Here is a 22,821-nt window from a genome sequence, read left to right as displayed (position 1 = left end):
TACTCTGTACGGTCTGCACCGGTGTCTGCCCAGGCCAGCACGGCAGCCCCTCTCCATGGAGGGCGTTGTCAGTGGCGGCTGTTTTACTCGGAGACACCGATGCTCACGCATCACGACCCTCCTGCCACGGAACGACCGTGGCCGCTGAGTCCAAAGGAGGTGGGTTCCACATGCGTCACTACGAGGTGATGGTCATCCTCGACCCCGATCTCGAGGAGCGCGCTGTCTCCCCGCTGATCGAGAACTTCCTCTCCGTCGTCCGTGAGGGCAACGGAAAGGTCGAGAAGGTCGACACCTGGGGCCGTCGTCGTCTCGCTTACGAGATCAAGAAGAAGCCCGAGGGCATCTACTCGGTCATCGACCTGCAGGCCGAGCCTGCGGTCGTCAAGGAGCTCGACCGCCAGATGAACCTGAACGAGTCGGTCCTCCGGACCAAGGTCCTCCGTCCCGAGTCCCACTGAGCATCTAGCTCAGTGGTCATCGGGTTCGAGTAGCAGCAAGCAGCCAGAAGCAATCCCCGCCGAGAGGTTCACCCATGGCAGGCGAGACCGTCATCACGGTCGTCGGCAATCTCGTCGACGACCCCGAGCTGCGCTTCACCCCGTCCGGTGCGGCGGTCGCGAAGTTCCGTGTCGCGTCCACTCCCCGCATCTTCGACCGGCAGACCAATGAGTGGAAGGACGGCGAAGGCCTGTTCCTCACCTGCTCGGTCTGGCGGCAGGCGGCGGAGAACGTCGCCGAGTCGCTCCAGCGAGGCATGCGCGTTGTCGTGCAGGGCCGGCTGAAGCAGCGGTCGTACGAGGACCGCGAGGGCGTCAAGCGCACGGTCTACGAGCTGGATGTCGAGGAAGTCGGCCCCAGCCTGAAGAACGCCACGGCCAAGGTCACCAAGACCACCGGTCGTGGTGGTCAGGGCGGCCAGGGTGGATACGGCGGTGGCCAGCAGGGCGGCGGCAACTGGGGCGGCGGTCCCGGTGGCGGTGGCCAGCAGGGTGGCGGCGGCGCTCCCGCCGACGACCCGTGGGCCACTGGCGCGCCGTCCGGCGGTCAGCAGGGCGGGGGCCAGCAGGGCGGCGGAGGCGGCTGGGGCGGAAGCTCCGGCGGTTCCGGCGGCTCTGGCGGCGGCTACTCGGACGAGCCTCCCTTCTAGGGCAGCTCGTACCCCCACTTCTTGATCACACAGGAGAAACACCATGGCGAAGCCGCCTGTGCGCAAGCCTAAGAAGAAGGTCTGCGCGTTCTGCAAGGACAAGACCCAGTACGTGGACTACAAGGACACGAACATGCTGCGGAAGTTCATTTCCGACCGCGGCAAGATCCGTGCCCGCCGCGTCACCGGCAACTGCACGCAGCACCAGCGTGACGTCGCCACGGCAGTCAAGAACAGCCGTGAGATGGCGCTGCTGCCCTACACGTCCACCGCGCGATAAGGGAAGGGTGACCGAATCATGAAGATCATCCTCACCCACGAGGTCTCCGGCCTCGGTGCTGCGGGCGACGTCGTCGACGTCAAGGACGGGTACGCCCGTAACTACCTGGTTCCGCGTGGCTTCGCCATCCGCTGGACCAAGGGTGGCGAGAAGGACGTGGCGCAGATCCGCCGCGCCCGCAAGATCCACGAGATCGCCACGATCGAGCAGGCCAACGAGATCAAGACCAAGCTCGAGGCCGTGAAGGTCCGTCTGGCCGTTCGCTCCGGCGACGCCGGCCGTCTCTTCGGCTCCGTGACCCCGGCCGACATCGCCTCGGCGATCAAGGCCGCCGGTGGCCCCGACGTCGACAAGCGTCGCGTCGAGCTCGGCTCGCCGATCAAGACGCTCGGCGGACACCAGGTGTCCGTGCGTCTGCACCCCGAGGTCGCTGCGAACCTCGGCGTCGAGGTCGTTGCTGCCTAAGGGCACAGCTCACCTGAGCAGTTGAAGGGCCGCACCCCGCGGGGTGCGGCCCTTCTCCATGGGCTTCGTCGTAGGTTGCGCCGTGTCTTCCGGCGGCTCTGAGCTTCTTTCGGCGGCGCCGAGCGGCGGTGAGTGGTGTCGACCGGCCCCTCGGTTCCCCTGTTTCACGTGAAACAGGAACGCGGCTGGTGGCTCAGCGGGTGGCCCCGGTGACTATCCACTTGCCGGAGCGGGTGCGCAGCCAGAGCGTCACCAAGCGGACGGTCATCATCAGGGCCATCGCCCACCACAGCGTCGTCAGGCCGCCACCGATCACCGGCACCAGCAGGGCGACCGGGGCGAAGACCGCGAGCGTGACGAGCATGGCCCAGGCCAGGTACCGCCCATCGCCTGCGCCCATCAGTACTCCGTCCAGGACGAATACCACTCCTGCGATCGGCTGGGACAGTGCCACCACCAGCAGAGCCGGGAGCAGGGTGTCCTGTACGGCCTGGTCGCTGGTGAACAAGGGCACGAACAGCGGTCGGGCGAGGACGATCAGTGCTCCGAACACCACCCCGGAGACGATGCCCCACTGGACCATACGACGGCATGCCTCGCGCGCGCCCTCGGCATCGTCGGCCCCCAGGTAGCGGCCGATGATCGCCTGACCGGCGATGGCGATGGCATCGAGAGCGAAAGCCATCAGGCTCCAGAGCGAGAGGATGATCTGGTGCGCGGCGATTTCGGTGTCGCCGAGGCGGGCGGCAACGGCCGTGGCAATCATCAGTACCGCGCGGAGCGACAGCGTACGGACCAGCAGTGGCACACCGGCCCGGGCGCTGGTCCTGATACCTGCGGCATCGGGACGCAGTGAGGCGCCGTGCCGCCTGGCTCCCCGTACCACCACGATCAGATAGGCGACGGCCATCGAGACCTGTGCGATCACGGTGCCCCAGGCCGATCCGGCGATCCCGAGGCCGGCGCCGTAGACCAGTCCCGCGTTGAGGGCTCCGTTGGCGGCGAAGCCTCCGATGGCGACGTAGAGCGGGGTCCTGGTGTCCTGCAGGCCGCGGAGAACACCGGTCGCTGCCAGCACCACGAGCATCGCCGGGATACCGAGGCTGGAGATCCGCAGATAGGTGATCGCGTAGGGGGCGGCCGTGTCGGAGGCGCCGAAGACATCCACAAGCCAGGGGGCCGTGGGGAGGGTGACGGCGATGACGGCGATGCCCAGCAGGATCGCCAGCCAGATGCCGTCCATGCCCTGCCGGATCGCGGAGGCCAGATCGCCCGCTCCGACCCGCCGTGCCACTGCCGCGGTGGTGGCATAGGCAAGGAAGACGAAGATGCTGACAGCGGTGGTCAGCAGAGCGGCGGCGACGGCCAGGCCGGCCAGTTGCGGCGTACCGAGATGGCCGACGATGGCGCTGTCGACCATGACGAAGAGCGGCTCGGCGACGAGTGCGCCGAAGGCGGGTACGGCGAGCGAGATGATCTCGCGGTCGTGCCGTCGACGACTGGGTGGCGGGGGCGCCGGGGCCTGGATCATGGGGGCCAATCTAATCTTCCACAGGTAATAGATGCAATGGCTTATTAGCCCTTACATTTGCCTGCGCTCGGCGTTCTCTCGTGGGTCGTTTGTCGTGATCTTGTGCTGACTCGGAAAGTTTTTCTCCCCCACAGGCCGTGGATGGGGAAAGGCCAGGTCAGCGCGGTGATGATGTGGGTGTTATGAGTTTGTCCACAGTGCTGTCCCCCGCTCCGTGCACAGGATCCGCAGAGTTCTCCACAGCATCTGGTCGGTCGTCCACATGCCCTGTGGATAACCAGATTGGCTGACGGTGCCGAGCGGCCTACCGTGGACCGGCGCCCGCACCCCGTTCCGGACCCGGAACCACTCAGAACTCGACTCCCCAGAACCGGAGTCGGGCGTCTTGTTTGTCGGTGCTGTGCCGTAAGAAAGAGTGGCATGGCGAGGTCCGCGGAGCGGACGGGAGGAGGTGGCCCGGTGAGCATTCCCGAGCCTTTGGACGACCCCTGGGCCGAGGCCGGTCCCAGCGACCGTCTGCCCGTTTCCCGGCAGCGCCGCGGTGAGGGCAGGGACCGCGGCGAGCAGCACGAACGCGGCAGGGAGAGCGGCGGCTGGGAGGGCGGATCACCCGGTTTCGAGCGGGTTCCGCCCCAGGACCTCGATGCCGAGCAGTCGGTCCTCGGCGGCATGCTCCTGTCCAAGGACGCCATCGCCGATGTCGTGGAGATCATCAAGGGCCACGACTTCTACCGCCCCGCGCACGAGACCGTCTACCAGGCGATCCTCGACCTCTACGCCAAGGGCGAGCCTGCCGACCCGATCACGGTGGCGGCCGAACTGGTCAAACGCGGCGAGATCACCAAGGTGGGCGGGGCGCCGTATCTGCACACCCTGGTCCAGTCCGTACCGACCGCGGCCAACGCCTCGTACTACGCGGAGATCGTCCATGAGCGGGCGGTCCTGCGGCGGCTCGTCGAGGCCGGCACGAAGATCACGCAGATGGGATACGCGGCGGACGGCGATGTCGACGACATCGTGAACTCGGCGCAGGCCGAGATCTACGCGGTCACCGAGCAGCGCACCAGCGAGGACTACCTGCCGCTCGGCGACATCATGGAGGGCGCGCTCGACGAGATCGAGGCGATCGGTTCGCGCAGCGGTGAGATGACCGGGGTGCCGACCGGCTTCACCGACCTCGATGCCCTGACGAACGGCCTGCACCCGGGCCAGATGGTCGTCATCGCCGCCCGCCCCGCCATGGGTAAGTCCACACTGGCTCTCGACTTCGCGCGGGCCTGTTCGATCAAGAGCAATCTGCCCAGCGTGATCTTCTCCCTCGAAATGGGACGCAACGAGATCGCGATGCGTCTGCTCTCCGCCGAGGCCCGGGTGGCCCTGCACCACATGCGCTCCGGCACCATGACGGACGAGGACTGGACGCGGCTGGCCCGCCGGATGCCCGATGTCTCGGCCGCCCCGCTCTACATCGACGACTCACCGAACCTCTCGATGATGGAGATCCGGGCGAAGTGCCGGCGTCTCAAGCAGCGCAACGACCTCAAGCTCGTGGTCATCGACTATCTGCAGCTGATGCAGTCCGGTGGCTCAAAGCGAGCCGAGAGCCGCCAGCAGGAAGTCTCGGACATGTCCCGAAACCTCAAGCTGCTGGCCAAGGAGCTTCAGCTTCCGGTCATCGCGCTCTCTCAGCTGAACCGTGGTCCCGAGCAACGCACGGACAAGAAGCCGATGGTCTCCGACCTGCGTGAATCCGGGTCCATCGAGCAGGACGCCGACATGGTGATCCTGCTGCACCGCGAGGACGCGTACGAGAAGGAGTCCCCCCGCGCCGGCGAGGCCGACCTGATCGTGGCCAAGCACCGAAACGGTCCGACGGCAACGATCACGGTGGCCTTCCAGGGCCACTACTCGCGCTTCGTGGACATGGCGCAGACCTGATCGGTGCTTGCTACAGGTCTCCGGATCCCGTGGCCACTTTCCATCGGCGACGGCCGCTGCGTGGCCAACAGGACACGGTGGTACCAGGGAGCAGCAGCACTGCTCGGTCACGGGCCCTGCCCCGACGCCACGTGCTTACCGGACTGCTGGCCGCGCTGGTGGTGTCCAGTCTGGTTGCGGCGTTGGCCACCTCCTACTGGGTGCTCCTCCTCGCGCGGCTGCTGACCGCGCTCGCCCAGGCGCTGTTCTGGGCCGTGATGGGGCCCGTCGCGGTGGGCCTGTTCGCGTCCGAGGTCCGTGGACGTGTGGTCGGAGCGCTGTCCGTCGCCGGTTCGCTCGCCCTCGTGCTCGGCGTTCCCGGCGGGACCTGGCTGGGCCGACACAACGGCTGGCCGTTGTGTCGCCCTGCAGGCGGCGCTGGGACTCGTCTCTCTGATGACGATCGCCGTCCTGCTGCCGACCTCGCGGCTGGAGGAAGAGCCTGCCGCCTACGGGATCAGTCCCGACGCCCGCCGGTTCGGGATCGTGCTGGCGGCCGGCACCTTGTCCGCCGCCGGGGCATTCGCCGGCTACACCTACATCGTGAAGTTCCTGGGCGACGTGAGCGGGTTCTCCCCGAGCGCGGTCAGCGCCCTGTTCGTGGTTTTCGGTGTGTCGTGTCTCGCCGGGGTGAGCATCACCGGGGTGCTGCTGGACCGCTTTCCGCAGGCGACGCTGACCACCGCCGTGGTGACGCAGGCGGTGGGCATGCTCGGTCTCTCCACGGTCGGCAGCGATCCAGTGGCTGCGGTGGTGTTCCTGGTGATGACGGGTGGTGCACTCGGGCCGGTGTTCATGACCACCCAGAACGCGATGCTGCATTGCGCGCCGGGCCGCACGGATCTCGCACTCGCGGCCAACTCCGGTCTCTACAACGCCGGCATCGCGGCGGGCGCCGCGCTCGGCGGACTGATCCTGCCACTGGCCGACGTGCGGGGCACCTTCCTCGTCGGCGGGCTGCTGACCGCCGCGGCCTGCGTTGTGCTGCTCGGCGGCCAGCTGCTGCGTTCGGGACTGGAGTCCGTCGAGCAGATCCACCGCCAGTAGGCGTCCGGTAGCTTTCCGTCTGTCGAGAAAGTGACACGCACCGTGGGCGTCCGGCCATTCGCCGGCCGGGGGCGGGGGACATGGGCGTCCTCGATGCCACAGGGGCGATCGGCGATGCCGGGTTTGCTTCGTGCTCAGCCGGAACAGCGTTCGTCGCCACGGTCCGCACCGCGCTCACCGGCAAGTACGCCGACATGGCCGGACTGCCCAGGAGCGTCCTCGGCCTCGCCGCCGGACCTCCTGCCGCCGGTGGGTGGCAGCAGGTCCGCGGGCGGGTGTCCCACCAGGGCGCGAACCGCTGTTCCGACCTGGTCAGGGCCTCGGCCGACGCCCAAAAGGCTCCTGAACCGCCTGATGACCTGGAGCAGGGGTATGTCGTTGGTCGGGTGTGAGGTGTGCCCGGCCGTCCGGGCTGCCGTCGAAGCAGGAAGGAACACCGTGCCCGTCGCCCGCACAGTCCCTCTCCACCGGGTAAATGCCCCGGTGCCGGGGCCACCCCGGCTCATCGAACTACCGAACGGCACCCCGGTCTGGCTCGTCACCCGGTACGACGACGTGCACCAGGTCCTCTCCGATCCCCGCTTCGAACGCGCACCGGTCCATGCCCCCGATACGCCTCCGATCGTCGACAGCCCCAGCCTGCTGGACAGCCGCGACTCCATCGGACGGCAGGACGGCGACGCGCATCTGCGCCTCCGGCGTGCTGTTGGCCGGGCCTTCACTCCGCGCGCGGTCGAGCACATGCGGCCGTGGGTGGCCGGCGTCGTCGACCAGCTCCTCGACGGCCTCGTCGTACAGGGGCCGCCCGCCGACCTCGTCACCGACTACGCCCTGCCCCTGCCCTGCAGGGTCATCCACCGTCTGCTGGCCGTGGACGACGTTCCCATCGAGCAGCTGTTCCACTGGGCCGAACACGCCTTTGCCGGAGCGACCGCGACGCCGGAAGAGGGTGACCGCGCCCGGTGCGAACTGACCGACTTCACCACCGCGCTGATCGCCGAACGGCGCAAAGATCCCGGCGACGACCTGGTCAGCTCGGTCGTCCGCGCCACCGACCATGAGGGCGGTATTTCCGAGGCCACGCTGGTCAACCTGATCTCCACCATGATCGTCGGCGGTCACGACACCACCATGACCATGCTCAGCAACTCTCTGCTCTACCTGCTGACCGAGCAGGACAAGGCCTGGGCACGACTCGGCTCCGACGAACAGGCCGCCGAGGTACTCACCGAGCGGCTGCTCCACCTGATCCCTCTCGGCGACCGCGAGGAACGTCCCGGTCATGTCCTCGCCGCCACCACGGACATCCTGCTCGGCGGCGTGATGATCCGCACCGGCGATTTCGTCACGACCGACCATGTCGCCGCCAACCGCGACCCGGCGGCCTTCCCGGGCGACCCTCACGACCACGACAATCTGTTCACCCCCTTGCCGAAGCCCTCCCTCGCCTTCGGCGCGGGCCGCCACTACTGCCTGGGCACCTGGCTCGCCCGCGCCGAACTCCAGCTCGCCCTCCACCGCCTCGCCACCCGTCTGCCCTCCCTGCGCCTCACCATCACCGCCGACGACCTCGTATGGCGGCACGGCACCGTCACACGCAGCCCCCTCCACCTGCCCGCGACCTGGTGACGGCGACCGATGAGGTTTCCCGCAACGATGCAGCGGCCTCGTCCGTACGGTGAATGCGATGACCGCTGCCGGTGCAGGGACCACCGTCGCTTCCTCGGGCAGGGGCAGCACCTGCCCACTACGGGCCACGGGAACTCGGGCGACCACAGATCTCATGTAGGCCGCGAACCATGAGCGGCCGCCCTCGGGTGCAGGCCGGTGGCTTCGGCCTGCACCCGAGGAAATGACCCGCACTCCGAGACGAACCCGCCATGACATTTCGTGAGGAAGCTTCAAGAACCACAGGTCAGAGCGATCGTCCTGGACGCGGATCGCGAGTTTCCGCAGCCTGCCCAGGGCTCCGGGCGGAGTCCCGGGGAAATGGGCTCGCCTCCATCTGGTTCTGCGGGTAGTTGTTTGAGCATGACCTACTCAGTCGAACAGTTGCTTCCGGCGACGCAGCGTGCCCTGCTGCATCGCATCGCCACCGCTCAGTCGGAGGGCCGGACACCCTCGCTCGTAGCCGCGGTGCGGAGGCAGGGGCAGATCGTCTGGAGCGGTGCCCGCAGTTGTGTGGACGGGCACGCCCCGGACGGCGACACGCAGTTCAGGATCGGCTCCCTGACCAAGACCTTCACCTCGGTGCTGGTGCTGCGCCTGCGTGACGAGGGGCTGCTGGACCTGGAGGATCCGCTGGAGAAGCATCTGCCGGGCACCGGAGTCGGCGATGTGACGATCCACCAACTGCTGGGGCACAGTGCGGGACTCGGTGCCGAGTCGCCCGCGCCCTGGTGGGAGCGGACCCCGGGCACACTGCGGCCCGAGTTGGCCGACGTGCTCGGCGCGCAGACGCGGATGCACAGTCCCGGGCACCGTCACCACTACTCGAACCCCGGCTACACGCTGCTGGGCGCACTAGTCGAGAAGGTGCGCGGGGTGAGCTGGGCGGAGGCGCTCCGGAACGAGATCCTGGAACCGCTCGGCATGCACCGCACCGGCCCCCAGGCGCAGGCACCACACGCGGGCGGCTGGGCCGTGCATCCCTGGGCCGATGTCATGCTGCCCGAGCCGGCCGAGGATCTCGGACTGATGGCCCCGGCAGGTCAGCTCTGGTCCACGACCGATGACCTCCTGCGCTTCGCGTCCTTCCTGGCCGAGGGTGACGACCGGGTGCTCCGGGCCGCCTCCGTGGAGCAGATGCGTGAACCGTCCGCGCCGGGTGAGCCCGGTGACTGGCAGTTCAATTACGGTCTGGGCCTCCAGGTGGTACGGAGCGGCGACCGCACGCTGATCGGCCACACAGGCTCGCTGCCCGGATTCCTGGCCGCCCTGTGGGTCAGCGTCGAGGACGATGTGGCGGCCGTCGTACTCACCAACACGACGGCGGGACTGATGGTCGGTGGTGTCGCAGCCGACCTCGTGGACATCGTGGCCGAGGCCGAGCCCCGCATTCCGGAGCCCTGGCGCCTGCTGCCGGAGGTGGATGCCGAACTGCTCGCGCTGACCGGTCCCTGGTACTGGGGCACGCGTGCGAATGTTCTGCGGATTGCCCCGGACGGTGGGCTGGAGCTTGGCCCCCTGCAAGGCGCCGGCCGAGGTGCCCGGTTCACCGCTCGGCCGGATGGCACCTGGACCGGTCTCGACGGCTACTACGCGGGGGAGACGCTGCGCGTGGTCCGTAACAGCGACGGCAGCGTGAACCACCTGGACCTGGGGTCCTTCGTCTTCACGCGGGAGCCGTACGACCCGGCGGCAGCCGTTCCTGGTGGCGTGGACGAGGGCGGCTGGCGGGGTCTGTGAGATCGGGCTTCGTGTTTCACGTGAAACGGTGGAGCGCGGGTCGACCCAGGCCATCAACTCCCGTTCCAGCGCGGTACGGAAGCGTGGAGTGACCAGGTACTGACCCACCCATTGCGAATGCCGGGATGCTTCCGCCCCGATCGCGGCAGGAGCATCCCGGCCGATGTCCGACAGCCTGATGAAGAAGGCGTTTCGCATGAAGACTCGCCGGGTCGGCGAGACATCCCCGTAGAGAGCCGCGTCGGCCACGAAGACCGGGGAGGTCCGCACGGACGCCCCCGGATTCGGGCTGCGGTCAGAGGGCGAGCTTGAAGCCCACATGGCTGGCGGTGAAGCCGAGCCGCTCGTAGAAGCGATGGGCATCGGTCCGGGTCACATCGGACGTCAGCTGCACCAACTGGCAGCCCTGGCGACGGGATTCGTCCACGGCCCACTCGATCAGCAGGGTGCCGAGGCCGCTGCCGCGCTCGTCGGCGTGGATGCGTACGCCCTCGATGACCGAGCGGGTCGAGCCGCGCCTGGAGAGCCCGGGAATCACCGTCAGTTGCAGAGTGCCGACGACGCGGCCCTCGCGCACGGCAACCATCAGGTGCTGGTTCGGGTCGTCCGCCAGGCGCTGGAACGCGGTGTGGTACGGGGTGAGATCGTCCGGCGACTCACGCCGGGCGCCCAGCGGATCGTCGGCGAGCATGGCAACGATCACCGGGATGTCGGTGAGGGCGGCAGGGCGTATCTCCAGATCACTCATGATCCGCAGGTTACGCAGACCGGCCGGGCGGCGCGCGGGTCAGGCCCGACCGGGCGGGTCCGAGGCCGGGCGGCTCACACGACCGGCACAGGGACCTTCAGCGCTTCGACGGCCTCGACCAGCGGGGCCAGTTCGGGGCTCTTCGCGGCTTCGTCCAGCGCGGCACGCAGCGCGCTGTCGTTGGTCGGCCGGGCTTCGTGGAGCAGGGTCAGGCCGGCCTCGGTGACATCGGTGTAGATGCCGCGGCGATCGGTGTCGCAGAGATACCGCGTCAGCAGTCCGCGGTCCTCAAGGCGGGTGACCAGGCGAGTGGTGGCGCTCTGGCTGAGCACGACCGCGTCCGCGACCTGCTTCATCTGGAGATGCCCACCGGGACCATTGTGCTGCCTGCTCAGAACGCCGAGCAGGGAGTACTCCCGCACGCTGAGTCCGTGCCCGGACTGCAGTGCCCGCTCGATACGGGCCTCGATCTTTCCGTGGAGCAAGGAGAGAGCGCACCAGCCCTGGGAGAGGGCGGTGGGTGCGGGGTCTGTCGCTGTCATGAGGTCTTTCCTCCGTGTCGGAGTCGCTTGCCTCCAGGATAGGCGACTGCCGCAATAGTCAGCACTTGCAATTAAACGGCGCCTGCAATTATTGTGTACGTCCATAAGGTGCAGGCGCAATCTTCAGGGAAGGTGAAACCCATGCCGCTGGCGCTTCTGGCCCTCGCCATCGGGGCTTTCGGTATCGGGACCACCGAGTTCGTGATCATGGGGTTGCTCCCAGAGGTGGCCGCGGACTTCCAGGTCTCGATCCCCACCGCGGGATTCCTCGTCACGGGATACGCCCTCGGCGTCGTCCTCGGTGCCCCGCTGATGACGGCCCTCGGTACCCGGATCACCCGCAAACGCATGCTGGTACTGCTCATGGGGCTGTTCGTCGTGGGCAACGTCGTCTCCGCGGTCGCCCCGGTCTTCGGTGTGATGCTCGTCGGCCGGGTGATCGCCTCGCTCGCCCACGGTGCCTTCTTCGGCATCGGAACGGTCGTCGCGGCGGACCTGGTCGCTCCCCGGAAGAGGGCCGGCGCGATCGCCATGATGTTCACCGGCCTCACCGTGGCCAATGTCGTCGGCGTACCGCTGGGCACCTACATCGGGCAGAGCGTCGGCTGGCGCACCACGTTCTTCGTCGTCGCCGCGATCGGCGTCGTCGGACTTCTCGGTGTTGCCAGGCTCGTCCCCGAACAGCCGCGGAACGAAGCCGTGCGGCTCCGCGACGAACTGGCCGCGTTCCGCAACGTGCAGGTCCTGCTCGCCATGGGGATGACCGTGCTGGGCTTCGGCGGAGTCTTCGCCGCGATCACCTACATCACTCCGATGATGACCGAGGTCGCCGGCTACTCCACGTCGTCCGTCACCTGGCTGCTGGTCCTTCTCGGACTGGGCATGGTGGGCGGCAATCTGATCGGCGGGAAGTTCGCCGACCGCCGTCTGATGCCCCTGCTGTACGTGTCGCTGGGCGCCCTCGCCGTGGTTCTTGCCCTGTTCACCCTGACCGCGCACAACAAGATCACCGCAGCGGTGACCATCGTGCTGATCGGTGGCCTGGGCTTCGCGACCGTACCGCCGTTGCAGAAGAGGGTGCTGGACCAGGCGGCAGGTGCCCCGACCCTTGCCTCCGCGGCCAACATCGGCGCCTTCAACCTCGGCAACGCGCTCTCGGCGTGGCTCGGTGGCATCGTCATCGCGGCCGGCCTCGGCTACACCGCGCCCAACTGGGTCGGCGCAGCACTGGCTGTCTCCGCCCTGGCCCTCGCGATCGTCTCCGGCGCGCTGGAACGCCGCACGGCCACGCCCAGCCGGCTCGTCGCCAGGCACAGCCCCGAGCCGGTCCTGACCTCCGTGTCCCGGAACTGACCTCGCTCCCAGAGCGACACGCAGCGCCTCGCCTCACCGCACCGCACAGAACCGCACCGGGCGCACCGCACCGCGCAGAACCCCACTGCGCAGAACCCCACCGCACAGAGCTTCGTCGCACCACAGCGCACCAAGGAGTCACCCCATGAGCACCACCACTGCCGCCGTACTCTGCCCACCGCTCTCGACCGGCCGTCGCTCTTCATCGCCGGTGGCGTTCCGGTGCACCGCGGTGGCCGCCTCATAGGCGCCATCGGTGTCGGCGGAGGCGCCCCCGACCAGGATCACGTCTTCGCGACGGCCGCAGTACGGTCGCTCGCCTGAAGTGCTCGCGTCGGCGGTCAGCCCATCGCCACGGTCAGCGGGGCGTAGCGACGGGTCCAGTCACCGGGCAGGTCCGAGGCTCCACGGGACATCACCGCGGTCGTGGAGCCGGATCGCAGGCCGCATTCCTCGAACCAGTCGAGCAGTTCGGTATGGCGTGCGTCGATGTCCGCGCGCAGCGGCCGATCCGTCGCCTCCGCGAGCGAGGAGACGAGTGCCCGGGCCGTGGCGGTGTCGCGCGCGACCAGAGGGCCGACCGCATACGTCCGGTCGCTCGGCCAGGCGGCCGCGTAGCCGATGAGACGTCCTGCGTCCTGCGCCACGCGGATGTGGTCGGCGAACGCGGGCAGCCGGGCGAGGACATGGGTCCGGTCGGCGCCGAAGACATCCGCGTCCAGCCGGACCATGGCCTGCAGGTCCTCCGCCGTGGCCGGGCGGACGGTCGCGGCCGGGGGCCTGCCGTCGGCCGGCCGGAAGAAGCCGGTGACCCGTTGGGCGTGACCCACGACCGAGAAGCCGAGCTGTTCGTAGAGCGGCTGCCCCGCGGTTGTCGCGTAGAGACTGAGCGGAGTGTCCCCGGCCTCGGCGAGCACACGGTGCATCAGCTGCCGTGCGACTCCCTGCCGTGCATAGCGCTCCGCGACGAGCACCATGCCGATGGCGGCCAGCCGGGGGCCGTAGGAGGTCACCACGCAGCCGGCCATCAGGCCCTTGCCCTCGGGGTCGTCCACGCCGTAGCCGGCTCCGGCCGCGAGGAGCAGGCCCCATCTGTGCTCATCGCGTGGCCAGCCACGGTCTTCGCTGAGATCGGCGCAGGCGACCAGGTCGCCCGGGGTGAGGCGCCGGACCGGCAGTTCGGTGATCGGAAGGGGCAGTGAGCTGGACATGAAGGTCAGGCTGTACGACCCGATGTTCGCTCGTCCACCCCTTTACCGACTCCGGACGAACGACGCAGCCGACGGCCACGCCGGGTCGGCCCCCAGGGTTTCAGTACCGATATCGCGGTGACGAAGAGGTACGTCGCCGTCGCCACCGACGGTGCGACCACCAGATCGATATCGACGGCCCCCCGTGCCGCGGCTTCGTCGATGCCGGGCCGCAGGGAGAAGATGGACAGCGCCACGGTGATCAGGGTGAGCCAGAACTTCGTCAAGACCCACCGGTGCCTGGCCAGCCCCCACGGCGTGCGGAGCGCCAGGACGAGGCCGCTGATCAGTGAGAACAGGGCGATCGGCACGATCAGCCAGTCCCCGAAGATCTTCATGGCGCGGGTGGCGGCCTGCGCGGTGGAGGGGTCCCCGGTGGAGAAGGCCGCGATTCCGAGCGTAAGCAGTCCGACGGTCAGTCCCAGCCAGCTCACGGATACCGCGACATGCGCCACCAGGAGGCTTCGGCGGGCGGAGCGTTTGAGTGGTTTCACGTGAAACACGGTGCCGGGAGCGAGGCGATCGGGCGTCTGACGGCGGGAGTAATCGCGCGTACTAGCCTCGGCGTACGGCACGCGCTCCTCTGCGGGCTTCCCTGCCGGGCGAGTTTCTGTTCTGCCCGGTGCTGATGCGCTCATGGGCGCCAGTCATCGGTTCACGACCCGCCCGTGTCCGTCGCAAGGCATGCTGGGCCGGGGAATCGGGGACGGTGGCCGTACGACGGCCGTCAGCGGGGCCAGACCGCGTTCGCGGGCAAAGGGGACCACGGGCCGTGCTGGTGCGTAAGGCGACCACGAGACGTACGAGGCGAGGCACAGTATGGATGCTCCGGCCACCGGGTGGACCGAAGACGGAACGGGCAGATCCGCCGACGCGATCCTGATCCATCGCACCCTGACCGAGATCTCGCCCGTCGCGGACCAGGCGACCTCGTACTTCTACGCGCTGCTCTTCGTGCGTCACCCGGAGCTGAGGGAGCTGTTCCCGGTCGCGATGGACGTCCAGCGCGACCGGCTCCTCCGGGCGATTCTCACTGCGGCAGATCGGCTGGACGATCCGCGGGCACTGGCCGAGTACCTCGGCGGACTGGGGCGGGGCCATCGCAAGTACGGCACACGGCCCGTGCACTATCCCGCGGTGGGGGAGGCGCTCATGGGCGCACTGAGCCGCTACGCGACCACCACCTGGGACGGGGAGACAGAAGCTGCGTGGGTGCGCGCCTACACCGCGATATCGCAGATCATGATCGACGCAGCCGCCGAGGACGAACAGTGGTCTCCTGCCTGGTGGCACGCGGAGATCGTGTCCCACGATCTCCGGACCCGGGACATAGCGGTGCTCACGCTCCGCCCCGACCAGGCCTACCCCTTTCTCGCCGGCCAGTACACGGCCGTCGAGACCCCGTGGTGGCCCCGGAACTGGCGGCACTACTCCTTCGCCTCAGCGCCCCGCCCCGACGGCCTGCTCACCTTCCACATCAAGGCGGTTCCGGCCGGCTGGGTCTCCAACGCCCTGGTGCACCGGGCCCGGCCAGGGGACATCCTGCGCCTCGGCCCTCCCACGGGCTCGATGACGGTCGACCACTCCACCCACAACGGTCTGCTCTGCCTGGGCGGAGGCACAGGCATCGCACCGATCAAGGCGCTCGTCGAGGACGTCGCGGAGCACGGCGACCGGCGCCCGGTGGAGGTCTTCTACGGGGCACGCAGCGATCACGACCTGTACGACATCGACACGATGATGCGGCTCCAGAGCACCTATCCCTGGCTCGCGGTCCGGCCGGTGGTCTCCACGGGCCGGGGAACGGGAGGAGGCCTGAGAGGACTGCTGCCCGAAGCGGTGCGGGAGTGCGGCCCGTGGCCCGAGTACGAGGCCTATCTCTCGGGCCCGCCCGGCATGATCCGCAGCGGGGTGGACGCGCTCCGGGGCATTGGAATGCCTGCCGAGCGCATCCGGCACGATTTCTTCGACGGACTGGCCACGACCGGCCCCGCCTGACCACGGCGCAGGCCACCACGGCGCAGGCGGCCACCACCACGGCAGAGGCGATCACCCCGGAACCGCGGCCGCCACCGCAGCCCCGGACCGCCACCGGCCCCGGACGACCAGCTCGGGACCACCGGCCCCGGACCACCAGCGACGGTCAGCCCAGATCGGGCGCGTGCATCGCGCGTACGCCCTCGATATTGCCGTCCAGATAGTGCCGCAGCGACAGTGGTACGAGGTGGACGGCGGCGATTCCCATCCGGCTGAACGGCACCCGCACGACGTCGTACTCCCCACAGGGATCGTCGATCTCCGGGCCGTGCCGCCGGGACAGGTCCATCGAATCCAGCCGGCAGACGAAGAAGTGCTGGACCTTCACGCCCTTCACCCCGCCGCCCTCGATGTGCTCCACGGTGTCCACGAAGCAGGGCACCACATCGGTGATCTTGGCGCCGAGTTCCTCGTCCAGTTCGCGGTGCAGGGCTTCGACGACGGTCGCGTCCTCGGGTTCGACCCCGCCGCCGGGCGTGAGCCAGTAGGGATCCACTCCGGGCTTGGTGCGCTTGATGAGGATCAGGTCATTGCCGTCGAGCAGGATGGCGCGTGCGGTGCGCTTGACCACGGGACGTTCGGTCATGGCAAGAGAGTGGCCCGCAGAACCGGTTCTGAAACACCGGACCGGTGCTGGGCGGCCCCGCGCTCACCAGTCGGCGGCAGCACGCAGCAGCCACTCGTGCGCCCGCGCGATGTGGGGCAGCGCGAGTGTGCCGGCGCGCACCGCCAGGAAGTAGGTGCGCAGCGGCGGAACCGGAGGATCGAGGAGGGCCACTACCTCGCCCCGCTCCAGCGCCCTCTCGCACAGATAGCGTGGCAGCACGGCGAGTCCGGCGCCCGCCGCGGTGCACTCCAGGACCGCCCGGAGATCGGGCACGACGACCGTTCCCGAGAGTGCGGGCCGGCTCTCGAAGACGGCGGCCCAGTAGCGGGAGACGAGCGGCAGGCTCTCATGGACCTCCACGACCGGCAGCTGCTCCAGCACCACGGGCCCTTTGTGCCGCAGCGCCCCTGGGCCGAGGCGCCCGGCCCAGCGTGGCGCGGCGACCAGTACATGCTCCTCGTCGCAGAGCGCGGTCGCGGCAAGCAGACCACCGCGCGGACGGGCCGTCGCGATGGCCAGGTCGTGGTGTCCGGCGGCCAGCCCCTCCAGCGCCTCCTCGGCACTGGTGAAGAAGGAGCTGCGCAGGGCCAGGCCCTGCGCGACGAGCGGGGTGAGCGCGGGCAGGGCGCGCATCGATGTGAACTCGGGCGGTCCGGCCAGATGCAGCGTCCGTACGCCCGACTCCTCGTCGAGCTCCGCCTCGGCGATCTCGATCAGCGCGTCCAGATGGGGCGCCGCCCGGTGCGCGAGTTCGTCGCCGGTGGTCGTCGGGGTCACACCGCGGGCCCTGCGCAGGAAGAGCGGGCGGCCCAGCTGCCGCTCCAGGGTCCGGATCTGGGAGGTGACCGCGGGCTGGGAGAGGCCGAGCAGGGCAGCGGCCCTGGTGAAGGAACCGGCCCGGTGCACCATGACGAACGTGCGCAGCAGGGTCAGGTCCATGCCCTGTCCCTCCCAGCCTCGTGACGCTTCGGGCCCGTACAGCTATAAATATGTCGATAGGTCGCTGTCGCTACTGTGATTGGACACTGACGGAGAGTCAACTAGCCTTGTCCGGGCGGTTCTTCGTAGGAGAACCGGGGTGGTCCGAGCCACGAGGGGGGAGGCTCGGACCACCCGTACCACCGGTCGGTCAGCGCTCGCCCATTGCCGCGTCGAGTGCCCGTTCCACATCCGCGACCAGGTCGTCGGGGCTTTCCGCGCCGACCGAGAAGCGGATGAAGCCCTCGGGCACCGCGTCACCGCCCCAGCGTGCCCGGCGCTCGGCGGTGGAACGTACACCGCCGAAGCTCGTCGCGTCGTCGACCAGCCGCAGCTCGGTCAGGAAGCGCTCGGCCCGTTCGCGGTCGGGCAGCACGAACGACACCACGGAGCCGAAGCGCCGCATCTGCCGCACGGCCTTGGGGTACGAAGGGTCGGAGGGCAGTCCGGGGTAGCGCAGCCCGGTCACCTCCGGCCGCCTGCCGAGCGCCTCCGCGAGCGTCAGGGCGGTGGCGCACTGCCGGTCGATCCGCAGCTCCAGCGTGGCCAGCGACCGGTGCGCGAGCCAGGCCTCCATGGGACCGGGGATGGCTCCGACCACCTTGCGCCAGCGCCGCACCCCCGCCGCCAGCTCCGGATCGCGACAGGTCACGTGACCGAGCAGGATGTCCCCGTGCCCGGTCATGCCCTTGGTGTCACTGGCGACCGAGAAGTCGGCCCCCAGCTCCAGCGGACGCTGGCCGAGCGGTGTGGCGAGGGTGTTGTCGACGGCCACCAGCGCGCCCGCCGAATGCGCCGCCTCGACGAGCCGGCGCACGTCGCAGACATCGAGCCCCGGGTTGGACGGGGTCTCGATCCACAGCAGCTTGGCGCCTTCGAGCACGGCCAGCTGGGCATCGTCGCCGGTCGGCGCGGTCCGCACCTCGACGCCGTACGTCTCCAACTGCTCGCGCACCAGTGGCAGGGCCTGATAGCCGTCGTCGGGCAGCACGACCACGTCGCCGGTGCGTACCTGGGACAGCAGCACGGCCGAGATCGCCGCCATTCCGGAGGCGAAGACCGTGGTCTCGACGGGCTCCCCCGGTGCCTCCAGCTCACCGATGGCCCGTTCCAGATGGGTCCAGGTCGGGTTGGTGTCCCGGCCGTAGGTGTACGGACCGGTCGGCTCACCGGAGAGATGGAAGTGTGCGGCGAAGACCGGCCCGGGCAGGGTGGGCTCGAACTGCTCCGGTTCGGGCAGCCCGGCCCGTACCGCCCGGGTTCCGTCACCCATGGTGTTCATACCGCTTCCTCGCTTCTCTTCCCGGTGCTTCTCTCTCCGGTGTGCCACCGGCCTGAACTGCACTGTCTCAAAAGGCGTCGGATCAGTCCTCGTCGGGCAGGATCACGTTCAGTGCCCACGACACGATGGAGATGATCAGGCCGCCGAGCACGGCGGTCCAGAAGCCCTCGACATGGAAACTCAGGTCGAACAGACCGGCCAGCCAGGAGGTCAGCAGCAGCATGAGCGCGTTGACCACGAGCGTGATCAGCCCGAGCGTGAGGATGAAGAGCGGCAGGGTCAGCAGCTTCACGACCGGCTTGACCACGAAGTTCACCAGGCCGAAGAGCAGGGCCACCACGATCAGCGTGAGTGCCTTGCGCCCGGTGCTGCCACCGGTCAGCGTGATGTCCTGGATGAGCCAGATGGCCACGGCCAGCGCACCCGCGTTGGCGATCGTCTTGACTACGAAATTCTTCATGTGTCTGATCGTGGCAGACCTGATCGGTGGCGGACACCGGCAGTACAGAGGCAAGGGGCGGACAGGCCATGAAGGCATTCAGACTGGACGAGCTGGAGGCGGAACGGGCCGCCAACGACGGCGCGTATCTGCAGTTCGTGAAGGAACGGCACATGTCCGTCGGCCTGTACGCACTGGACGCCGGTGAGCTCGACCCGCAGCAGCCGCACAATCAGGACGAGGTCTACCTCGTCGTCAGCGGCCGCGCCTCCATCACGGTCGGCATGGAGACCACACAGGTGGGCAGAGGGAGCGTGGTGTACGTACCGGCCGGTGTCGCCCACAAGTTCCACCACATCACCGAGGACCTGCGGGTGATGGTGGTCTTCTCTCCCCCGGAGAGCTGAGCGGATCCGCCGGAGGGCAGGGGTCCGGTCTCAGGGATCCCTCAGGGGTCGATCAGGGGACTTCAAGGGCCGCGAGCCCCCCACCGGCCCCCTCCGCGCCTCTAGCATCGAGGCAGGAACTCATGGAGACGAGGTAAGGACGATGGCCGTGCGGGAGATGTTCGCGGGGATGCCCTGGTGGGTGAAGTGGATCGCGGTGCCGGTCATCGCGATCGTCGTGTTCGGAGGCCTGATCGCCAGCGTGATCGGGTTCGTGATCGGGCTGCTCTTCAAGGTCCTGATCTTCGTGATCCTGGTCGGCGGGCTCATCTTCGTCGTACGCAAGTTCATGTCGTCGTCCTCGTCGCGCGGTGACTGGTAGGACGATCGGAAGCCGGCCGGGGCATTAGCCCAGCTGAGCTAAGCGAAAGACGAAACGACTCCCCTCGCGGACCCGGCGGATAAGGTGGCAGTTCGCTGCCACCACCTGGGAATTAACAGTCCGTCACCACGCTGACCAGTGGTTTGTACGGCGTTCGGCATCCGGACCCCAGCCATGCGGCAGCCCGTGGGGGCGGCCCCCACAGGCGGGCTGACCACCCGTCACCATGCCTGGGGGTGACTGTTGACCACGGCATCGAGCACTGCTGCCCCGACGCTGATCGGCTCGGTACAGCGAGCGCTGAGGCTGCTGGAGGCCGTGGTGGCCCATCGCGACGGGGCGCCCGCGAAACAACTGGCCAGGGAAGCGGGCCTTCCTCTTCCCACGGCCTACCACCTGCTGCGCACCCTGACGCACGAGGGATATCTGCGCCGGGAGAACGGCGTCTTCCTCATCGGGACCGCGGCGGAACGCCTGGTCGGCGCAAGGGCGTTGCGGAACCGTCGCGGCGGGATGGCCGAGTCGCTGGGCCGCTGGCGCGACATGATCGGCGCACCCGTGTACTGCGCCGTCTACCGCGAGGGTGAGATCGAACTCATCGCGGTCGCGGACACCCCCGCCATCCCCGCCGTCGACGAGTGGGTGTCCTTCCGGGAGACCGGTCATGCCCACGCGATCGGCCAGTGCCTGCTGAGCCAACTCGACGAGAAGGCCCGCGAGGACCACCTCGACCGTCACCCTGTGCGTCCACTGACCCGTTATTCGGTGAAGGACCGGGCGACGCTCCTTGAGCGGCTGCGGTCGCTGGAGCGGACGGAACCTGTCGTCGAGCGCCAGGAGTACGCCCTCGGAACGGTCTGCGCGGCCATCCCGATCACGGCCGGGTTCACCGCTGCCGCGATGGCGATTTCGGTACCCCTGGAGCAGGAGAGTCGGTTGCTCCCCGCAGTCGAACAACTACGTGGCGAAGTGGCCAACCTCTTGCGTTCGTTCGTGTTCTCTATCAGTATCTGAAAAATCACTCCTTGTGATCTGCTATCGCGTGCACCACGATGGCGTCAATAGGGCCACGGGGGATCATTCCTGGCCAGATTCATCTACTGCGGGGTTGAACGATGCGCGAGTCGGTTCAAGCTGAGGTCATGATGAGCTTCCTCGTCTCCGAGGAGCTCTCTTTCCGGATCCCGGTGGAGCTCCGGTACGAGGTCTGCGATCCGTATGCGATCCGGATGACCTTCCATCTGCCCGGTGACGCCCCCGTCACCTGGGCATTCGGTCGTGAGCTGCTGCTCGACGGCCTCAACAGCCCCAGTGGCGACGGCGATGTACACATCGGCCCCACTGAGCCCGAGGGGTTGTCCGACGTACATATCCGGCTCCAGGTCGGCGAGGACCGGGCTCTCTTCAGGGCCGGTACGGCCCCACTTGTGGCGTTTCTCGACCGGACCGACAAGCTTGTGCCACTCGGGCAGGAGTGCACGCTGGGTGACTTCGAGGGCAATCTCGAAGACGCTCTGGGCCGGATTCTCGCCGAGGAACAGAACGCCGGCTGAGCACAACGGCGCCGCCGACCGGCTTGCCGGTCGAACACGGCACCTGCCGAATGGGTGAATTACTCACCTGTGGAGACGCTCAGGTCTTCGTCCTGCGACGACGGCCCCTCCCGGTCCGTACGGGTGCCGAAGCTCCGGCTTCCGCGCCGAGCCCTGTGCGGTCCGCGGAGACGACCAGCGCGGCGAGCACCGTCGTCACCGGCACCGAGGCGACCAGTCCGATCGATCCGACCAGCGTTCGTACTATCTCCTCCGCCACCAGCTCGCTGTTGGCCACCGTCCCCACGCTGCTCTGCGCGACGGAGAACAGCAGCAGCAACGGCAGTGCCGCGCCCGCGTAGGCGAGCACCAGCGTATTGACGACCGAGGCGATGTGGTCGCGCCCGATCCTGATCCCCGCCCGGTAGAGCCCCCGCACACCCAACGTCGGGTTCGCCTGGTGGAGTTCCCAGACCGCCGATGTCTGGGTCACGGTCACATCGTCGAGGACCCCGAGCGAACCGATGATGACACCGGCCAGAAGCAGACCGCTCATGTCGATGTGCGGGTACAGGCCATGGATGAGGCCGGTGTTGTCGTCGGTGTTGCCGGTCAGGCTCGCCCAGCCGATGAAGAGCGATCCGAGCAGCCCGATCAGCAGCAACGAGATCAGCGTGCCGATCACCGCGACCGAGGTACGGGCGGTCAGGCCGTGGCACATGTAGAGCGCGATCAGCATGATCGCGCCGGCCCCGACCACCGCGACGAGCAGCGGATTCGAGCCCTGGAGAATGGCCGGGAGGATGAACAGGGTCAGCACGGCGAACGAGACCGCGAGCGCGACCAGCGCCATCACCCCGCGCATGCGTCCCACCGCGACCACGACCAGGGCGAAGATCCCGGCCAGCAGGGCCATCGGGAACTTCCGGTTCACATCCGTCACCGAGTACTGCAGATCACGGGGCGCGTCGGGGGCGTACGCCACGACCACGCCCTGACCGTCGCGCAGCTGACGCGGTGTGTCGGGCTGGATGATCTCGATGAACGTCCGGCCCTTGTCATGACCGGTCGTCACCTCGATCCTGGCCTTCTTGCACAGCCCCTGCCCGCTTTCCGACGGAGGCGTGGTGCCTCCGTCGATGGGCGTCCGGGCCGCGTTCACCTCCTTGCAGTCCACCTTGACGATGTTCACCACCTTTCCCTGCTGGGTCTGCCGGTCGAATCCGACGCCGGTCCGTTCGTGCGGCGGTGCACCCCCCGGCCAGAGGGCCACCAGACCGACGACGACGGCGGTGGCGAACGGGATCAGTACGGCCGCGATGACTTTGCGCAGGTGCGTGGAGACGGGTGCGGCAGGGCCATGGCTGTGCGAGTGGCCGTGCTGATGGCTCTGTGGTTCGTGGTCGATTCGGGGGGACGTCACCGGC

The 22,821-nt window shown here is 68.5% G+C and carries 24 protein-coding genes and 2 pseudogenes; 16 read left to right on the top strand and 10 right to left on the bottom strand.

The window, feature by feature from the left end:
- The first annotated feature begins 170 nt into the window (after positions 1-170).
- The 4 genes from rpsF to rplI all read left to right on the top strand — a co-directional run bounded on the left by rpsF (position 171) and on the right by rplI (position 1,895).
- A complete protein-coding gene (gene rpsF, locus ACGF8B_RS01260) occupies positions 171-461 on the top strand; it encodes a 30S ribosomal protein S6 (RefSeq protein ID WP_072487610.1) in 291 nt (96 codons plus the stop codon).
- Between the two features lie 74 nt (positions 462-535).
- Positions 536-1,150, top strand: coding sequence for a single-stranded DNA-binding protein (locus tag ACGF8B_RS01255; protein ID WP_124719894.1), 615 nt, complete (start codon positions 536-538; stop codon positions 1,148-1,150).
- A gap of 43 nt (positions 1,151-1,193) precedes the next feature.
- Positions 1,194-1,430 carry a 30S ribosomal protein S18 gene (gene rpsR / locus ACGF8B_RS01250; RefSeq protein ID WP_003967857.1) on the top strand — a complete coding sequence of 79 codons (237 nt, stop codon included), beginning with the start codon at positions 1,194-1,196 and terminating at the stop codon, positions 1,428-1,430.
- A gap of 18 nt (positions 1,431-1,448) precedes the next feature.
- Positions 1,449-1,895, top strand: a complete 447-nt coding sequence (gene rplI, locus ACGF8B_RS01245) for a 50S ribosomal protein L9 (RefSeq protein WP_392733660.1) — start codon at positions 1,449-1,451, stop codon at positions 1,893-1,895.
- 193 nt (positions 1,896-2,088) lie between these two features.
- Here rplI and ACGF8B_RS01240 read toward each other — a convergent pair whose 3' ends face one another.
- Complete coding sequence (locus tag ACGF8B_RS01240; RefSeq protein WP_392733658.1) at positions 2,089-3,426, bottom strand: MATE family efflux transporter; 1,338 nt, start codon at positions 3,424-3,426, stop codon at positions 2,089-2,091.
- Between the two features lie 459 nt (positions 3,427-3,885).
- On the opposite strand from ACGF8B_RS01240, the gene dnaB reads away from it, so the two are divergent.
- From dnaB to ACGF8B_RS01215, 5 genes and pseudogenes are all read left to right on the top strand, one after another.
- The gene (gene dnaB, locus ACGF8B_RS01235) at positions 3,886-5,364 is read left to right on the top strand and encodes a replicative DNA helicase (protein ID WP_392733656.1); all 1,479 of its coding nucleotides are present in this window, start codon (positions 3,886-3,888) and stop codon (positions 5,362-5,364) included.
- 107 nt (positions 5,365-5,471) lie between these two features.
- Positions 5,472-6,450: pseudogene (locus ACGF8B_RS01230) on the top strand (MFS transporter); the annotation flags it as partial.
- Between the two features lie 80 nt (positions 6,451-6,530).
- Positions 6,531-6,842, top strand: a complete 312-nt coding sequence (locus tag ACGF8B_RS01225; RefSeq protein WP_392733654.1) for a hypothetical protein — start codon at positions 6,531-6,533, stop codon at positions 6,840-6,842.
- A 91-nt stretch (positions 6,843-6,933) separates the two neighbouring features.
- Positions 6,934-8,079: a cytochrome P450 gene (locus ACGF8B_RS01220; RefSeq protein WP_392733652.1), complete on the top strand. Its 1,146-nt coding sequence runs from the start codon at positions 6,934-6,936 to the stop codon at positions 8,077-8,079.
- 402 nt (positions 8,080-8,481) lie between these two features.
- On the top strand, positions 8,482-9,858 hold the full coding sequence (locus tag ACGF8B_RS01215) for a serine hydrolase domain-containing protein (protein ID WP_392733651.1): 1,377 nt from the start codon (positions 8,482-8,484) through the stop codon (positions 9,856-9,858).
- A gap of 295 nt (positions 9,859-10,153) precedes the next feature.
- Here ACGF8B_RS01215 and ACGF8B_RS01210 read toward each other — a convergent pair whose 3' ends face one another.
- On the bottom strand, positions 10,154-10,606 hold the full coding sequence (locus ACGF8B_RS01210; RefSeq protein WP_392733649.1) for a GNAT family N-acetyltransferase: 453 nt from the start codon (positions 10,604-10,606) through the stop codon (positions 10,154-10,156).
- A gap of 74 nt (positions 10,607-10,680) precedes the next feature.
- On the bottom strand, positions 10,681-11,148 hold the full coding sequence (locus ACGF8B_RS01205) for a MarR family winged helix-turn-helix transcriptional regulator (RefSeq protein ID WP_392733647.1): 468 nt from the start codon (positions 11,146-11,148) through the stop codon (positions 10,681-10,683).
- A gap of 141 nt (positions 11,149-11,289) precedes the next feature.
- On the opposite strand from ACGF8B_RS01205, the gene ACGF8B_RS01200 reads away from it, so the two are divergent.
- Together ACGF8B_RS01200 and ACGF8B_RS01195 are read left to right on the top strand one after the other, a co-directional pair.
- Positions 11,290-12,501 carry an MFS transporter gene (locus tag ACGF8B_RS01200; RefSeq protein WP_392733645.1) on the top strand — a complete coding sequence of 404 codons (1,212 nt, stop codon included), beginning with the start codon at positions 11,290-11,292 and terminating at the stop codon, positions 12,499-12,501.
- A gap of 168 nt (positions 12,502-12,669) precedes the next feature.
- Positions 12,670-12,825 (top strand): annotated as a pseudogene (locus tag ACGF8B_RS01195) (heme-binding protein); the annotation flags it as partial.
- Between the two features lie 17 nt (positions 12,826-12,842).
- Here the strand turns inward: ACGF8B_RS01195 and ACGF8B_RS01190 are convergent.
- Together ACGF8B_RS01190 and ACGF8B_RS01185 are read right to left on the bottom strand one after the other, a co-directional pair.
- Positions 12,843-13,712, bottom strand: coding sequence for a GNAT family N-acetyltransferase (locus tag ACGF8B_RS01190; protein WP_392733643.1), 870 nt, complete (start codon positions 13,710-13,712; stop codon positions 12,843-12,845).
- A gap of 5 nt (positions 13,713-13,717) precedes the next feature.
- Positions 13,718-14,245 carry a DUF2269 domain-containing protein gene (locus ACGF8B_RS01185; protein WP_392733641.1) on the bottom strand — a complete coding sequence of 176 codons (528 nt, stop codon included), beginning with the start codon at positions 14,243-14,245 and terminating at the stop codon, positions 13,718-13,720.
- A 325-nt stretch (positions 14,246-14,570) separates the two neighbouring features.
- Here ACGF8B_RS01185 and ACGF8B_RS01180 point away from each other — a divergent pair, with 325 nt between their 5' ends.
- On the top strand, positions 14,571-15,749 hold the full coding sequence (locus ACGF8B_RS01180; RefSeq protein ID WP_392733640.1) for a globin domain-containing protein: 1,179 nt from the start codon (positions 14,571-14,573) through the stop codon (positions 15,747-15,749).
- Positions 15,750-15,894: 145 nt separating this feature from the next.
- On the opposite strand, the gene ACGF8B_RS01175 is transcribed toward ACGF8B_RS01180, so the two are convergent.
- From ACGF8B_RS01175 to ACGF8B_RS01160, 4 genes are all read right to left on the bottom strand, one after another.
- Positions 15,895-16,374, bottom strand: coding sequence for an NUDIX hydrolase (locus ACGF8B_RS01175; RefSeq protein WP_342280276.1), 480 nt, complete (start codon positions 16,372-16,374; stop codon positions 15,895-15,897).
- A 63-nt stretch (positions 16,375-16,437) separates the two neighbouring features.
- On the bottom strand, positions 16,438-17,334 hold the full coding sequence (locus ACGF8B_RS01170) for a LysR family transcriptional regulator (RefSeq protein WP_392733638.1): 897 nt from the start codon (positions 17,332-17,334) through the stop codon (positions 16,438-16,440).
- Between the two features lie 190 nt (positions 17,335-17,524).
- Positions 17,525-18,655, bottom strand: a complete 1,131-nt coding sequence (locus tag ACGF8B_RS01165) for a cystathionine gamma-lyase (protein ID WP_392733636.1) — start codon at positions 18,653-18,655, stop codon at positions 17,525-17,527.
- 82 nt (positions 18,656-18,737) lie between these two features.
- Positions 18,738-19,115, bottom strand: a complete 378-nt coding sequence (locus tag ACGF8B_RS01160; RefSeq protein ID WP_124719910.1) for a phage holin family protein — start codon at positions 19,113-19,115, stop codon at positions 18,738-18,740.
- A gap of 68 nt (positions 19,116-19,183) precedes the next feature.
- On the opposite strand from ACGF8B_RS01160, the gene ACGF8B_RS01155 reads away from it, so the two are divergent.
- The 4 genes from ACGF8B_RS01155 (at position 19,184) to ACGF8B_RS01140 (ending at position 21,415) form a co-directional block, all read left to right on the top strand.
- Positions 19,184-19,501 carry a cupin domain-containing protein gene (locus ACGF8B_RS01155; RefSeq protein ID WP_266914450.1) on the top strand — a complete coding sequence of 106 codons (318 nt, stop codon included), beginning with the start codon at positions 19,184-19,186 and terminating at the stop codon, positions 19,499-19,501.
- Between the two features lie 148 nt (positions 19,502-19,649).
- Positions 19,650-19,862 carry a DUF5326 family protein gene (locus tag ACGF8B_RS01150; RefSeq protein WP_342280287.1) on the top strand — a complete coding sequence of 71 codons (213 nt, stop codon included), beginning with the start codon at positions 19,650-19,652 and terminating at the stop codon, positions 19,860-19,862.
- A gap of 243 nt (positions 19,863-20,105) precedes the next feature.
- The gene (locus ACGF8B_RS01145) at positions 20,106-20,876 is read left to right on the top strand and encodes an IclR family transcriptional regulator (protein WP_392733633.1); all 771 of its coding nucleotides are present in this window, start codon (positions 20,106-20,108) and stop codon (positions 20,874-20,876) included.
- Positions 20,877-20,977: 101 nt separating this feature from the next.
- On the top strand, positions 20,978-21,415 hold the full coding sequence (locus ACGF8B_RS01140) for an SsgA family sporulation/cell division regulator (protein WP_072488197.1): 438 nt from the start codon (positions 20,978-20,980) through the stop codon (positions 21,413-21,415).
- Between the two features lie 79 nt (positions 21,416-21,494).
- Here ACGF8B_RS01140 and ACGF8B_RS01135 read toward each other — a convergent pair whose 3' ends face one another.
- Complete coding sequence (locus ACGF8B_RS01135) at positions 21,495-22,817, bottom strand: YibE/F family protein (protein WP_392733631.1); 1,323 nt, start codon at positions 22,815-22,817, stop codon at positions 21,495-21,497.
- Positions 22,818-22,821: the final 4 nt, after the last annotated feature.

It is taken from the genome of Streptomyces sp. NPDC047917 (assembly GCF_043204345.1).
GTDB lineage: Bacteria > Actinomycetota > Actinomycetes > Streptomycetales > Streptomycetaceae > Streptomyces > Streptomyces sanglieri.
The sequence above is the reverse complement of the archived record's forward strand: the minus strand, read 5'-3'. Positions and strand labels throughout refer to the sequence as shown.